At 58.8% G+C, this 13,960-nt stretch carries 12 protein-coding genes; 6 read left to right on the top strand and 6 right to left on the bottom strand.

The genetic code is table 11. The features are described from left to right. Nucleotides 1-20: 20 nt before the first annotated feature. The 4 genes from pstS (at nt 21) to pstB (ending at nt 3,778) form a co-directional block, all read left to right on the top strand. Entirely contained in the window at nt 21-1,040 is a 1,020-nt protein-coding gene (pstS, locus tag ACP7E4_RS13410) for a phosphate ABC transporter substrate-binding protein PstS (RefSeq protein ID WP_426114333.1), read from the top strand. Nucleotides 1,041-1,122: 82 nt separating this feature from the next. After that, the gene (pstC, locus tag ACP7E4_RS13415; RefSeq protein ID WP_426114335.1) at nt 1,123-2,118 is read left to right on the top strand and encodes a phosphate ABC transporter permease subunit PstC; all 996 of its coding nucleotides are present in this window, start codon (nt 1,123-1,125) and stop codon (nt 2,116-2,118) included. Beyond that, the gene (pstA, locus tag ACP7E4_RS13420) at nt 2,115-2,999 is read left to right on the top strand and encodes a phosphate ABC transporter permease PstA (protein ID WP_426114337.1); all 885 of its coding nucleotides are present in this window, start codon (nt 2,115-2,117) and stop codon (nt 2,997-2,999) included. The genes pstC and pstA overlap by 4 nt, the downstream gene beginning before the upstream one ends. Then, on the top strand, nt 2,999-3,778 hold the full coding sequence (gene pstB / locus ACP7E4_RS13425) for a phosphate ABC transporter ATP-binding protein PstB (RefSeq protein ID WP_426114339.1): 780 nt from the start codon (nt 2,999-3,001) through the stop codon (nt 3,776-3,778). Before pstA ends, pstB begins: the two co-directional genes overlap by 1 nt. A gap of 1 nt (nt 3,779) precedes the next feature. Here the strand turns inward: pstB and ACP7E4_RS13430 are convergent, their stop codons facing one another. Next, the gene (locus ACP7E4_RS13430) at nt 3,780-4,718 is read right to left on the bottom strand and encodes a LysR family transcriptional regulator (RefSeq protein ID WP_426114341.1); all 939 of its coding nucleotides are present in this window, start codon (nt 4,716-4,718) and stop codon (nt 3,780-3,782) included. 194 nt (nt 4,719-4,912) lie between these two features. Here ACP7E4_RS13430 and ACP7E4_RS13435 point away from each other — a divergent pair, with 194 nt between their 5' ends. Next, nucleotides 4,913-5,713 (top strand): glucose 1-dehydrogenase, encoded by an 801-nt coding sequence (locus ACP7E4_RS13435; protein ID WP_426114343.1) that lies wholly within the window; start codon nt 4,913-4,915, stop codon nt 5,711-5,713. After that, nucleotides 5,706-7,532, top strand: a complete 1,827-nt coding sequence (locus ACP7E4_RS13440) for a glycoside hydrolase family 15 protein (protein ID WP_426114345.1) — start codon at nt 5,706-5,708, stop codon at nt 7,530-7,532. Before ACP7E4_RS13435 ends, ACP7E4_RS13440 begins: the two co-directional genes overlap by 8 nt. A 316-nt stretch (nt 7,533-7,848) precedes the next feature. On the opposite strand, the gene ACP7E4_RS13445 is transcribed toward ACP7E4_RS13440, so the two are convergent. The 5 genes from ACP7E4_RS13445 to ACP7E4_RS13465 are packed head-to-tail and all read right to left on the bottom strand — an operon-like array spanning nt 7,849 to nt 13,798. Beyond that, entirely contained in the window at nt 7,849-9,282 is a 1,434-nt protein-coding gene (locus tag ACP7E4_RS13445; RefSeq protein ID WP_426114347.1) for a DUF2723 domain-containing protein, read from the bottom strand. Between the two features lie 34 nt (nt 9,283-9,316). Further along, nucleotides 9,317-10,300 (bottom strand): lysylphosphatidylglycerol synthase transmembrane domain-containing protein, encoded by a 984-nt coding sequence (locus tag ACP7E4_RS13450; protein ID WP_426114349.1) that lies wholly within the window; start codon nt 10,298-10,300, stop codon nt 9,317-9,319. Continuing rightward, nucleotides 10,297-11,037 (bottom strand): SDR family oxidoreductase, encoded by a 741-nt coding sequence (locus tag ACP7E4_RS13455; RefSeq protein ID WP_426114351.1) that lies wholly within the window; start codon nt 11,035-11,037, stop codon nt 10,297-10,299. The genes ACP7E4_RS13450 and ACP7E4_RS13455 overlap by 4 nt, the downstream gene beginning before the upstream one ends. Then, a complete protein-coding gene (locus ACP7E4_RS13460; RefSeq protein ID WP_426114353.1) occupies nt 11,034-12,350 on the bottom strand; it encodes an FAD-binding oxidoreductase in 1,317 nt (438 codons plus the stop codon). Before ACP7E4_RS13460 ends, ACP7E4_RS13455 begins: the two co-directional genes overlap by 4 nt. After that, a complete protein-coding gene (locus ACP7E4_RS13465) occupies nt 12,347-13,798 on the bottom strand; it encodes a UbiA family prenyltransferase (RefSeq protein WP_426114355.1) in 1,452 nt (483 codons plus the stop codon). Before ACP7E4_RS13465 ends, ACP7E4_RS13460 begins: the two co-directional genes overlap by 4 nt. Between the last annotated feature and the right edge of the window lie 162 nt (nt 13,799-13,960).

Below are 13,960 nucleotides of genomic sequence, written 5' to 3' on the forward strand. Positions count from 1 at the left end.
TCTCTTGTTGAGGTATTGCCGTGATACTGCTGACTAAAAAACGCTTGTCGCTTCTGATCGCTTCGCTGTGCCTGAGCGGTATGGCCCATGCGACTGACGTAACGGGCGCTGGTTCGAGTTTCGTTTTTCCGGTTATCTCCAAGTGGTCCCAGGACTACAGCAAAACCGCGGACAACCGCATCAACTATCAGTCCATCGGTTCGGGCGGCGGTATCGCTCAGATCAAGGCAGCCACTGTTGACTTCGGCGCATCCGATGCCCCGATGTCCGCAGATGACCTGCAAGCTGGCGGCCTGGGTCAGTTCCCAAGCGTGATCGGCGGTATCGTGCCAATCGTCAACGTTGAAGGCGTGGAAAGCGGCGAGCTGAAGCTGGACGGCCCAACCATCGCCAAGATCTTCATGGGCGATATCAAGAAGTGGAACGATCCAGCCATTGCTGAATTGAATTCCGGCGTGAAACTGCCAGATACCCTGATCACCGTCGTTCACCGTTCGGACGGTTCGGGCACCACTTACAACTTCACCAACTACCTGAGCAAAGTCAGCCCGGAGTGGAACGAGAAGCTGAAGTTTGGTTCGACAGTGGTTTGGCCAGCCGGTGTGGGTGGCAAGGGTAACGAAGGTGTTTCTGCCTACGTGAAGCAGATCAAGGGTTCGATCGGCTACGTTGAGTACTCCTACGCCGTTACCAACAAACTGGCTTACACCCAGCTGAAAAACGCTGCCGGCAAGTTCATCAAGCCTGACGCCAAGGCGTTTGCTGCAGCTGCCGACACCGCCGATTGGGCAAGCGCCAAAGACTTCAACCTGATCATGACCAACGCTCCAGGTGAAGCTGCATGGCCAATCACGGCCACCACCTGGATCATCATGTACAAAAAAGCCAAGAACGAAGAGAAAAGCGCAGCTGCTTTCGACTTCTTCAAATGGTCCCTGCAGAACGGCCAGAAACAAGCCGAGTCGCTGGACTATGTTGCGCTGCCCAAGTCGTTGGTTGACCGCGTAGAAGGCTACTGGAAAGCGGAATTCACCAAGTAAGCGTTCCAGGCCCGTACACCCCTGTCATCGTGTCGCGATATCGGCCCGGTGACAGGGGCTTTTCCTTGCGAGTGGACCCAACATGACTGAAAACACCCAATACCTGTCCGCTAACGTCACCGAAGTTGAATCCGAGGGCGAGAAGCGCGCCAAGCGGGATCACCGCCATGACTTGTGGTTCAAGCGGTCGTTACAAGCAGCTGCCATGCTGGTGCTTGCAATGCTGGGTTGTATTGCCCTGTCGACCCTTTGGGGGGGCAGTCTGGCATTTCAAACTTTCGGGTTTGAGTTTCTGACCAGTACCGAATGGGACGTGAACGCCGGTAAATTCGGCGCACTGGTTCCGATCTACGGCACACTGGTGACATCATTTCTGGCTTTGCTGATCGCCGTACCGGTGAGCTTCGGCATTGCCATCTTCCTGACCGAAGTTGCGCCGCCCTGGTTGCGGATGCCCATTGCCTCGGCCATCGAACTGTTGGCGGGGATTCCTTCGATCATTTACGGCATGTGGGGCCTGTTCGTATTCGGCCCGTTCATGGCTGAACACCTGTCGCCCTGGATCACCGAGAACCTCGGTGCATTGCCGCTGATCGGCCCGATGTTTCAGGGCCCGCCCTTGGGTATCGGCATGCTCACGGCAGGTATCGTACTGGCGATCATGATTACGCCATTCATTACCTCCGTCATGCAGGAAGTCTTCCGCACCGTACCGACCGCCCTGAAAGAGTCCGCTTATGCATTGGGCGGCACGACCTGGGAAGTGGTCTGGGACATCGTTCTGCCGTACACGCGTTCAGCAGTAGTTGGCGGTGTGTTCCTCGGTCTGGGTCGCGCGTTGGGTGAAACCATGGCGGTGACCTTCGTACTGGGCAACGCCCATCAGTTCTCTGCTTCGCTGATGATGCCGAGCAGCTCTATCGCTTCGGTGATCGCCAACGAGTTCAACGAGGCTTACACCGACTTGCACCGTTCGGCCCTGATCGCCCTTGGCTTCCTGTTGTTTGTCGTCACCTTCATCGTGCTGGCTCTGGCACGTCTGATGTTGTCTCGTCTGTCACGCAAGGAGGGGTTATGAGTAAGGACATGGCAGGCAGCGAGCGCATTTACCGTGCCCGCAACTTCAAGAACAAAATTGCGATGGTGCTCAGCTGCGGCGCCACGGCATTTGGTCTGTTGTGGCTGGTCTGGATTCTGTTGACCACCATCATCAAGGGCATTGATGCCCTGAACCTGCAGCTGTTCACCGGCATGACACCACCGCCTGGCACCGAAGGCGGCCTGGCGAACGCGTTCTACGGCAGTGTCTTGATGTCTGGCATCGGTCTGCTGATCGGTACGCCGATTGGTTTGATGGCTGGCATCTGGCTGGCCGAATTCGCCCGATATACCAAGCTGGGCAATACCGTGCGTTTCATCAACGACATCTTGCTGTCGGCACCGTCAATTGTGCTCGGTCTGTTCGTCTACACCGTGGTCGTACTGCCGCTTAACGCTATTACCAATCATCAGGTTGGCTTCTCGGCACTTGCCGGTGCCCTGGCTCTGGCGTTGCTGGTGATTCCGGTGGTGGTGCGAACGACCGATGAAATGATGCAACTGCAACCTTCGACCATGCGTGAAGCCGCGCTGGCATTGGGTGTTCCGCAATGGAAGCTGACCTTGCAGATCGTCCTGCGCGCCGCCAAGGCGGGCGTTGTTACCGGGGTTCTTCTGGCATTGGCACGTATCACCGGCGAAACCGCGCCGTTGTTATTCACCGCCTTCGGCAACCAGTTCTGGAGCAGCGATCTGCTCAAGCCGATCGCCAGCGTTCCGGTGGTGGTCTTCCAGTACGCCATGAGCCCGTTCGATGACTGGCACTCTCTGGCCTGGGCAGGTGCTCTGGTCATGACCTTGTTCGTGCTGTTCCTCAGTCTTGCTTCCCGCTTAATTCTTTTGCGCAATAGGGCGTCATGATGAATAACCTTTCCCTTGCCAATGAAAAAACCAAGATTCAAGTCCGTGGCCTGGAGTTTTTCTACGGCGGCCAGAAATCCCTGAAATCCATCGACATGGTGATCCCGGAAAAACGCATCACGGCGATCATCGGTCCTTCGGGTTGCGGTAAATCGACCTTGCTGCGGGTTTTCAACCGTATTTACGCGATGTACCCCAAGCAGGAAGCCAAGGGTGAAGTGCTGCTCAATGGCGAGAATATTCTGGACCCGAGCTACTCTATGAACCGCCTGCGCAGTCATGTCGGCATGGTGTTCCAGAAGCCCGTGCCGTTTCCAATGTCGATCTACGACAACATTTCCTACGCCATCAAGCACCACGAAAAGCTTTCGCGTCGTGAGATGGAAGATCGCGTTGAACAGGCCCTGCGCGGCGCGGCGCTGTGGGACGAAGTCAAAGACAAGCTCAAGCAAAGCGCTACCGGCCTGTCCGGTGGTCAACAGCAGCGCCTGTGCATCGCCCGCACCATCGCGTTGCGTCCACAGGTCCTGCTGCTGGATGAACCGACTTCGGCACTCGACCCGATTTCCACCGGGCGCATCGAGCAGCTGATTACCGAGCTGAAGGAACAGTTCACCGTCATCATCGTTACCCACAACATGCAACAAGCGGCGCGCTGTTCGGACTACACCGCGTTCATGTTCATGGGCGAGCTGATCGAGCACGGCGACACTGACACCATCTTCACCAAGCCTTCCAAGACCCAGACTGAAGACTACATCACCGGGCGTTTCGGCTGATTCAAGTCTGATTGACGGAATGGGCGGGCGCCGACGAGGCCTCGCCCATGAAGTCTTCCAGCCGCCGACGCAGCCAGCGCTCGGCCGGATCGGTGTCCATTACGCTGAGCCAGACCATCGACAGGTCCAGGGTCGGAGTAATGAACGGCAGCGGTTCATCATGCACCAATCCCAACGCACTCATCGCACTGGCGGTGTAACTCGGCATATTCGACAGCAGGTCAGTCCCGGCCATCAAGGCCGGCAACGTACTGTATTGCGGAATCGCCAACACCGCATGCCGTTTGCGGCCCAGCGCGCTCAGCCACTCATCGGCGAAGCTGCTGATGTTGGCCACATGTGACACCACTACATGCGGTCGTGAGCAGTATTCATCCAGCGTCAGTGGCGTGGACGATTTGTCAGCGCGTATTACGCGGGGATAAATGGTGCGCAGCAACTTGCGCTTGGCATTGGCCGGCAGCTCCCTGGTCAGGCAGACGCCGACAGTGATTTCCCCAGAAATCAGCAGTTCGGAAATATTCCAGTAATCCACATGCTTGACCACGATCACCACGCCCGGTGCTTCCTGACGAATGGCGCGCAGCATGGCCGGCAGAAGGCCGAATTCGACGTCGTCGGACAGGCCGATACGAAAAGTCATATTGCTGCTGGCCGGATCGAAGTCATGACTCAGGCTCAGGGCCGTGGACATGGCGTCCAGCGCCGGCGACAGATGCAGAATGATTTCCTGGGCGCGTGCAGTCGGCTCCATGCGGTGCCCGACGCGAATAAACAGCGGATCGTTGAACAAGGCGCGCAGTCGATTGAGCGCGGCGCTGATGGTCGGCTGGCCGAGAAACAGCTTTTCGGCGGCGCGGGTCACGTTGCGCTCTTGCATCAAAGTCTCGAACACCACCATCAGGTTGATGTCGGCCTTGCGCAGTTGGTTTCGATTCATTTTGGTAACAATCCGCGGGGGGGTTATGGCCCTGTGCGGGCAAGCTAACAGTACTCAGCTACAAGCCTCAAGCCTCAAGCTGCAAGTGAGTGCGATTTTTGAAGCTTGCCGCTCGAAGCTTACAGCTGCTTCCAATGAACTTCCCGTTCGGCTCGCCGGTCAGCTCTACATGCTTAACATGAGGCTTTGACTCGATGCGTATTTCATTGGACAAGCAGGTTGCGTTGGTAACCGGCGGCAGTTCCGGCCTGGGCGCCGGAGCAGCCAAGGCCCTGGCAGCGGCGGGCGCCGCCGTGGTGATCAACTACAATTCCCAGCCTGAACCGGCGGAAAAGCTCGTTGCGCAGATCATTGCCGAAGGCGGCCAGGCGGTCGCCCTCGGTGCTGACGTTTCGCAGGAAGATCAGGTCGAGCGTCTGTTCGCGCAAACCCTGGAGCACTTTGGTCGCCTGGATATTCTGGTGGCCAATTCCGGCCTGCAAAAAGATGCGTCGATCTTCGACATGAGCCTGGCCGACTGGAACAAGGTGATCGACGTCAACCTGACCGGGCAGTTTCTCTGCGCGCGCAGTGCCTTGCGCCAGTTCGTCGCTCAAGGCATGCGCCCGGAGGTTTCCAGGGCCATGGGCAAGATCATTCACATGAGCTCCGTGCATCAATTGATTCCCTGGGCCGGGCACGCCAACTACGCGGCGTCCAAAGGCGGCATCGACCTGTTGATGCGCACGATTGCCCAGGAAGTCGGCGAGAAGAAAATCCGCGTCAACAGCATTGCACCGGGCGCGATTCGCACCGCGATCAATCAGGACGCGATGAAGGGCGATGCCGAAGCCAAACTGTTGAAGCTGATTCCCTACGGGCGCGTCGGTGAAGCAGAAGACGTGGCCAATGCGGTGGTCTGGCTCGCGTCGGATTTATCCGATTACGTGCATGGCACCACCTTGTTCATTGACGGCGGCATGAGCCTCTACCCGGAGTTTCGCGACAATGGCTGAGTTTCTGGAAGAAGCGCAAAACCCGATCGAAAACCACGGCATCATTGGCGATATGCGCAGCGCGGCGTTGGTCGCCGACACCGGCAGCATCGACTTCCTCTGCTGGCCGGATTTTGATAGCCCGTCGGTGTTCACCGCACTGCTGGACAGCAATGATGCGGGCATTTTTCAGTTGGCCCCGGATCTGCCCGACGCACGTCGCCAGCAGATTTACCTGCCGGACACCAATGTGTTGCAAACCCGCTGGATCGCCAAGGATGCGGTGGTCGAGGTGACCGACTTGATGCCCATCGGGCAACACGAGGACGACTTGCCCCGCGTGGTGCGGCGCATCGAGGTGCGTTATGGCGCAGCGACCATGCGCATGCGCTGCCGGGTGCGCCTGGATTACAGTCGCGCCGAGATGAGCGTGCGCATGGCTGGCGAAGACGTGTGCTTTGAGGCCGAAGGGCAGCCAGGCATGCGACTTTCATCGACGGCGTCGTTGCACGTCGATGAGCAGACCGCCGTCGCTGAGTTCGCCATGCAGCAAGGCGAGATTTTCGAATTCGTGCTCGGCGGTATCGACGACGAGCAAGTCAGCGCCGGGCAATGCCCGCGTTATCTCGACGACACCCTGGCGTTCTGGCGGCGCTGGAGCAAACAGTCCGAGTACCGTGGCCGCTGGCAGGAAATGGTCAACCGTTCAGCGCTGACCCTCAAATTGCTCACTTCCCGCAAGCATGGCGGGATTGTGGCTGCCGCGACCTTCGGCCTGCCGGAAACCCTCGGCGGCGAGCGCAATTGGGACTATCGCTACACCTGGATTCGCGACGCCTCGTTCACGGTCTATGCGTTCATGCGCCTGGGCTATTCCGATGAAGCCAACGCGTTCATGGGCTGGGTGCGCGGCAGAATGGGCGATTGCTGCGATGACTCCAGCACTCTCGGCATCCTTTATGGCCTTGATGGCCGCGAAGAGTTGCCCGAGGAAACCCTGACGCATCTTTCCGGTTATGGCGGCGCGACCCCGGTGCGTATTGGCAACGAGGCTTACCGGCAGACTCAGCTGGATATTTATGGCGAGCTGATGGACGCGGTGTATCTGGCCAACAAATATGGTGAGGCGATTTCCTACGAAGGCTGGCAGCACGCGACGCGTCTGGTGGATTACGTTTGCGAAAACTGGCGCAGCAAAGACGTCGGCATCTGGGAAATGCGCGGCCAGGATCAGCACTTCCTGCATTCGCGCCTGATGTGTTGGGTTGCGCTGGACCGCGCGCTGCGCTTGGCCTTCAAACGTTCGCTGCCTGCGCCTTTTGATCGCTGGGACAAGGAACGGCAGGCAATTCACGACGACATCTGGAAAAACTTCTGGAACGCCGATCTGGGCCATTTTGTGCAATACCAAGGCAGTCGCAACCTGGACGCTTCAATGCTGCTGATGCCGCTGGTGCGTTTCGTCGGAGCCAGCGATCCGCGCTGGCTGGCGACGCTGGACGCCATCGAAGGCACCCTGGTGCGCGATGGCATGGTTTATCGCTACCGCAACGACGATGACCATGACGACGGCCTCGCCGGAGAGGAGGGCGCCTTCACCGCCTGTTCATTCTGGTACGTCGAATGCCTGGCCCGGGCTGGCCGGGTTGAACAGGCGCATCTGGAGTTCGAACAATTGCTGCGTTATTCCAATCCTCTGGGGCTTTACGCCGAAGAGTTCGACGTTCATGGCCATCACCTGGGCAATACGCCCCAGGCGCTGAGCCATCTGGCATTGATCAGCGCGGCGAGCTTCCTGGATCGTAAACTGAATGGCGAGAAGACCATGTGGCAGCCGTAGAGTGGGTTTGACTGGAGCGGTTCAACCGGGATTGTGTTCACTGAATTCCCAGCTGTCGCACCTCAGTAGGAGATCCCCCGTCGTCCAGACGCCGCGCTGTCGCGCAGCAAACAGTCCAGTGGGACCGGATTCATCCGGGAAGAGGTCGGTACATCCACTGCATTTTCCTCGTCAGGAATGCCGCTTTCCCGGATAAATCCGGTCCCACGGATCCTCGTCAGGCCAGATGGATATGTGTTGTTTGATGAGAGCGAACTTGTTCGCGAAGCAATGTTTCAGGTGCCGAACCAATCCGGACTTACCGGCGCTGAAATGCTCATTTGCTATGCAACGCAAACCCGACCACTGAGTTTTCCAGCGCGTAGTTATCGCCGATCATGCCGCAGTAGCTGGTCCGCGCCAGATACGCGCCGTGGCCTTCGAGGAAGACTTTGATGTCCCTGACCTCATCGCACATTTCCAGCGTGCGACCCTGTAATTCGCCGATCGCCTGGGCGGAGCGCAGGGCGCCCATGGGTGTCCAGTCCGCGATGATCAGCGCGCCTTCGGGCACCGATTGCGCATAGCTGTGGGCGAACTGCTCGGCAGAGTGATCGGGCAGGTAAGGCACCATGAAGTAGTGAATATCGTTGCGAAACGGCAATGCTTCTTTATGGGTCGGCAAGTTCAGCAAACCTGAGGCATACAGCGAATACACCAGCAGAATCGACAGCGGCGACGCCGCCACCGATAGGTTGGCCAGGGTCTTGCCGGTCAGATTGCCGGGCAGCAATGCCAGCATTTTCAAGACACCAATAATGCTTAGCATCGCGACGCCGGGCAGGAAGAACGTGAAGCGATCAGGGACGTTGTAGGACGCCGCGAACACGAAATTCAACGCTGCGGCGCACCATAGCAGGCGTAACCGGTTGTCCCTGGGAAACAGCACAAGCCCCAGCAACTGTGGGCCAATCAGCGACAGTAACAGGATGCACACCGAGTTTTTCTCATGCCACATGTCGTCGAAGCGCAACAGGCTGCTTTCGTAACTCGGTTGGTCACTTTTGATGGCGCTGCCGGTAAGGTAACGATGGAACACCTCGACGATATTCATTCCGCTATACAGGTCATGGGCAACCGCTGGCCACGCCACTGCAAAACCGGCGATGAAACCGGGAACGGTGATCAGGATCCGGGTCTTGTGCTGATACAGAAGTTGAATGTACAGCGGCAGCAGAACCACGAAGGTCAATTGGTGAATGGCCGCGCCGAGTCCGGTCAGGGCGCCAATGATGAATAACTTGCCGACATCGCTCAGGGAAGACTTGCGCTCGAAATGCACCCAATAAGCCAGCAACACCAACAGCGAGTGCAGGATATACACCTCGATCTTGGTCGAGACCCAGAACACCGAATGCGACAGGACCGTTGCGGCCGCCGCCAGCAATGCCTGGCGCGTACTGGCCCCGACGCTCACGGCCAGTTGGTAGATGATCCATGCCAGCGGAATCAGCAGTATCGAGTTGAGCAGGCTCAAGACCAGTGGGCCGAGCAATTCAAAGGTCACAGTGCTGACAAAGTGATACAGCGGGTGATCCAGCGGGCCAAGGGATTCGCTGAAGTAGTGGCCCTGCGCGGCGTCGGCCATGAATATGCCGTTGTCCATCCATTGGATCGGTCCGCTGGAGGCGACGAAACTGGCAAAAATGGCTGCGCAAAGCAGCAACAGCGCAGGGCTGATTGACGAACGACCGGCGTTTCCTGAGGCCATGGAGCAACTCCTGTGAGCGATTATCAAGTGCGGGTTACTTGGCGGCTTGCCCGGTTATTTGCGGATCCAGGGCGTGCGCCGACTTGAGCTTGAGCAGCATCACCGCGCCAATACCGACGGCGAACCACAAGGTCGCGAGGCGAATCAGCACGGTCGCGGCGATTGCATCGGCGCTGGACATGCCTTTCCAGACCAACAAGCCGACCATCACCGCTTCCGCGCCGCCGAGCCCGCCGGGCATGAAGCTGATGGCCCCGGCCAGCATCGCCAGGGCGTAGACAAATACGGCGAACGTCAGCTCGATGTCGGCGCCCATCCAGTTCAGGATCCAGTGGAAAGCCAGCGCCTCGGCGCTCCAGGCCACCACGCTCAGGGCCGTCACGCCGATCAGCAGGCTCAGGCGATGACAGCGCTGAGCAGCGATCAGCACTTGAATCAGCTGCCGAGCCAGGCCGATCAACTTGCCACCCTGTGGCGCAATTGCCGAGGCCAGGCGTTCCAGCAGACGTCTCTGGGAAAGGATCAGCAGGCCGATCAGTACCAGACTGATGCCCACCACGATCATCGGCCGTGCGTCTGGATACAGCGACAGGCCGAACAAGGTCAGCAGCACCACTGCCAACAGGTCCGACAGCCGCTCACTGAAGAACGCCGCGAAACTTTGCGGATAAGGCACGCCCCAGCGCTTGAGCAGCACTCCGCGTAACGCTTCGCCAGCCTTGCCGGGCGTGGTGGTCAGGGCAAAACCGGCCAGGTAAATATTCAGGCTCGGTTGCCATGCCACTGGATGGCCCAGCACGCGCAGATAAGTCTGCCAGCGCAGAAACCGCAGGCCGTAGTTGAACGACGACAGCAGCAGCGCCACGAGAATGCCGACTACGCCGACTTTGCCCACCGCCTGGCTTACCGCAAACCAGCCGCCCCACAGGGAAAAGCCCAGGTAGGCGATGGCCGAACCCACCACCGACAGCACCACCGCGCGGTAGCGCCAGCCGGACAGGTAAGGTGATTCGGTCATAGATTCAGCCTCTTGAAGACCGGCTGCGGAATAGAGCGAATGACCAGCATGATCAGCGCCCAGAATCCCGGCGTGTAGAGCGTCGGCGATTTGTGGGCGATCCCGGCGACAATACGTTGGGCAACCTGCTCGGGTTGCGCGAGCAAGGCCGCAGGCAGCGACAAGCCTTGCGTCATCGGCGTGTCGACGAAGCCCGGCTTGATCGTCAGCACGTGCACGCCGACCTTGAACAGCCGCGCCTGCAAGCCTTCGCAGAAGGTCGAAACGGCAGCCTTGGCCGCGCCATAGACATAGTTGGAAGGGCGGCCACGATCACCGGCCACTGAAGAAATAACTGCCAGGCTGCCACAGCGCTGGGTTTCAAACTGATTGGCCAGCAAACTCAGTAGGGCGATTACCGAGGTACCGTTGGTGGCGAATTCCTGCAAGGCGACGCCGACGTCGCGCTCGCAAGCTTTCTGATCGGGCAGGGTGCCGTGCGCGATCAGCGCCACATCGATCTGCCCCAGCGCCATCAGGCATTGCTCCAGCATGGCCGGGTGCGCGGTTAAATCAGTGGCGTCCATTTCATGCAGCGTAACGACCTTGGCGCCACGGCTTTTCAGGTCGGCAGCGGTCTGTTCCAGCTTGGCGGCGTTGCGAGCAACGAGGAAGAAATCATTGCCTTCGCTGGCCCACAGACGAGCGCAGGCAGTGGCGATGGCTGAAGTAGCGCCGATTATCAGGACTCGTTTCATAGGCTCACTCGTTTCCAGAAGCGGGACATCAAAGAGGGATCGCGCAACGCTTCCAGCCGCTCCCAGGCCGGATACGCCTGGCGAAAGTCACTGCCGCTCATGTGCGCGTCCTTGGCCGGGTAGAGTCGGCCGCCCGCCGCCCGGACAATGGCGTCCAAACGCGGGAACAGCCCGTTGATCAGTTCGTCGCTGTGAGGAAAGTCCAGCGCCAGCGACGTGCCCGGCATGGGGAATGAAAGCAGGCCCGGCGAAGCAATGTCACCGCAGCGCTTGAGCACCGCCAGAAAAGAGCCCTGGCCGGAATCGACAATGGCGTCCAACAGCTCGCGCATGGCGACTTCAGCGTTGCCTTCGGGGACCACGCATTGATACTGCTGAAAGCCGCTGCGACCGTAGATTCGGTTCCAGTGCCGGACGCGATCCAGTGGGTAGAAAAACGGCTCGTACGCGGTGCGCTTCGGCGTGCGCTGGCCGGGATGGGCGCGCCAGTAAACGGAGTTGAAGGCGCGTAACGACAGGTTGTTGATGAGCGAAACGGGCGGCGTGAGCGGGACTTTCAGATTCAATCTATCGCCCACTTCAAGCGAACCATAGCGCGCATGATCGCCAACGATGAATACGCCGCGCCCGGTGTTGGTACCTTTGGCCAGGCAGTCGATCCACGCCACGCTGTATTCGTGAAGATGATCCAGTTCCGTGGAGAGGCTGAAGAATTCCGCCAGATTGGCAAACCGCACCACCGTACTGTCGATCTGACTGGCGCGAATCGGCATCAGCTGCAGATCCGCCCAGCTGATGATGCCGGTCAGGCCCAGGCCGCCAATGGTCGCGGCGTAGTAGCGCGTGTTTTCGCCCGGCGAGCACATTAACGCGCCGTCGCGATGCCGCAACAGGCCGAAGCGCACGACGTGATTGCCAAAGGTGCCGCGCAAATGGTGATTTTTGCCATGCACATCATTGGCGATGGCACCGCCCACGGTGGCGAATTGTGTGCCCGGTGTCACCGGCAGAAACCAGCCGCGGGGAATCGCTGCGGCGAGGATCTCCGCCAGCGTCACGCCGGATTCGACGCGCACAATGCCTTTGTCCCAGTCGGCGCGGATGAAGCGATTCAAGGCGCGCATGTCCAGCACCTGATCGCTGGCCGCCAGGCAGCTGTCACCGTAACTGCGCCCGTTGCCGTAGGGCAGGCTGGTCTGATGTTCGGCAATGACGCCCTTGGCGTGCGCGGTCAGGTCGTCGATCCAATTGCAGGCATGGCCGGTTTGCGGCGTCAGGGGATATCGGCCCCACGAATACAGAGGTGCAGTCATGTGGCAACCCAGAACACTACCGCCAACAAGGCACCAATGCCTTGGCTGATGCGGTCCCGAATGGCGAACACCACGGGGTCATCGTTCATCAGACCGCGATGGGTCAGCATCCAGACCCGGGTAATCCAGAACAGCAGCAGCGGGCAAGCCAGCCAGATCACATGCGGGCGGGCGTATTGAATGATGGTCGTGCCTTCGTGGATGTACAGCGCCAGGACCATGACCGCCAAGTGCCCGGATGAAGCGCCAAGCGCAGCAATCATGTCCAGGTCGCCGGGGTAATAACCTCGACCTCGGGTCATTTCCTTCAAGTCCCTGGCCCGGGCATCGCGCAGTTCGGCATAGCGCTTGACCAGCGCCAGGCTGAGGAAGATGAACATTGAAAACGCCAGAATCCAGAACGTCAGCGGCAAGCCGAGCGCGGCGGCCCCGGCCAGAATTCTCGCGGTGTAGAGCATGGCCAGGACGATGACATCCACCGCCATTTGCCGTTTCAGGTACAGCGAATAGGCAAGTGTCAGCAGGTAATAAGCGCCCAGCACAGCGCTGAATTGCCAGGGCAAAAGCAAGGCGGCACCGCCAAATGCGGCTATCAACAGCAGCGGGACGACGACCAGCCCGGCCTTGATCGACAACTTGCCGCAGGCGAAGGGACGTTTGCGCTTGCTTTGGTGATGGCGATCATCGGCCAGGTCCAGCAGGTCATTGAGCACGTACACGCTGGAAGCGCAAAGGCCGAAAAACAGGAAAGCCAGTACGCCGTTGAATAACTGCAAAGGCTGGTTTATTTGATGTGCCGCGAGCAACGGGATAAAGATCAGCGCGTTTTTCAGCCACTGGTGCATGCGCAGCGCTTTGCGCCAGTCTCGCAGGCTGGAGACATTGGAATGAATGACTTTCTCGACATTACCCTGCGCCTTGGCGCGGCTCTCGACACCGGACTCGGGATTGACCACAAACGCTCGCCTCGCGGCGCGCCAGATCGGCAAATCGTCCAGAGAGTTGCCCAGGTAATCGAAACCACCTTCGCCGTAGTGGCCGACCAGCAGATCGCGTTTTGTGTGTGCGGACAGGTTGCGGTCAGCATTGGACGCGACCACCCGATCAAACAATTGCAAGTGTTCGGCGATGCGCACTGCAAGGCTGTCGTGGCTGGCGGTGGCGAGGACAATCATGCGTCCATTGGCGCGTTCGGCCTGGATAAGTGCAATGACTTCCGGGTCGTAAGGCAACCGGCTGACGTCGATCTGCGTGGCCAGAGCCAGTCCTTCCTTGAGCGCCGCTTTGCCTTTGATCAACCAGCCAAACATCTTGAAAATATTGAAGGGTTGGCTGCGCACCAGGGCCATTGCTGTTTCCATAAGCAAGTCCGAGCGCAGTAACGTGCCATCGAGATCAACAACTAAGGGCGGGTAAGTTTCGAGAGCTCTTCCCTGAATTCTGGCCATGTCCATTTGCTCTTCGCCGGTTTGAAGCACTATGAAACGGAATTTCTTATTCGCCACTTCAATAAAACTAAATGGCAATGCTTATATCGTCAGTGTGCTGGCGTCAGAAATTATCAGGGCACTTAAACTATTGTTTGGCAAAGAAGTGTTTCAAATTGCTAA

Origin of the sequence: Pseudomonas sp. DSP3-2-3, from assembly GCF_049898225.1 — a bacterium.
Classification (GTDB): Bacteria; Pseudomonadota; Gammaproteobacteria; order Pseudomonadales; family Pseudomonadaceae; genus Aquipseudomonas.

Coding starts and splice junctions, on each gene's coding strand:
- ACP7E4_RS13440 (WP_426114345.1), top strand. CDS start 5,706: ATGGCTGAGTTTCTGGAAGAAGCGCAAAACCCGATCGAAAACCACGGC.
- ACP7E4_RS13445 (WP_426114347.1), bottom strand. CDS start 9,282: ATGGCCTCAGGAAACGCCGGTCGTTCGTCAATCAGCCCTGCGCTGTTG.
- pstC (WP_426114335.1), top strand. CDS start 1,123: ATGACTGAAAACACCCAATACCTGTCCGCTAACGTCACCGAAGTTGAA.
- pstB (WP_426114339.1), top strand. CDS start 2,999: ATGAATAACCTTTCCCTTGCCAATGAAAAAACCAAGATTCAAGTCCGT.
- ACP7E4_RS13460 (WP_426114353.1), bottom strand. CDS start 12,350: ATGACTGCACCTCTGTATTCGTGGGGCCGATATCCCCTGACGCCGCAA.
- ACP7E4_RS13430 (WP_426114341.1), bottom strand. CDS start 4,718: ATGAATCGAAACCAACTGCGCAAGGCCGACATCAACCTGATGGTGGTG.
- ACP7E4_RS13465 (WP_426114355.1), bottom strand. CDS start 13,798: ATGGCCAGAATTCAGGGAAGAGCTCTCGAAACTTACCCGCCCTTAGTT.
- ACP7E4_RS13450 (WP_426114349.1), bottom strand. CDS start 10,300: ATGACCGAATCACCTTACCTGTCCGGCTGGCGCTACCGCGCGGTGGTG.
- pstA (WP_426114337.1), top strand. CDS start 2,115: ATGAGTAAGGACATGGCAGGCAGCGAGCGCATTTACCGTGCCCGCAAC.
- ACP7E4_RS13435 (WP_426114343.1), top strand. CDS start 4,913: ATGCGTATTTCATTGGACAAGCAGGTTGCGTTGGTAACCGGCGGCAGT.
- ACP7E4_RS13455 (WP_426114351.1), bottom strand. CDS start 11,037: ATGAAACGAGTCCTGATAATCGGCGCTACTTCAGCCATCGCCACTGCC.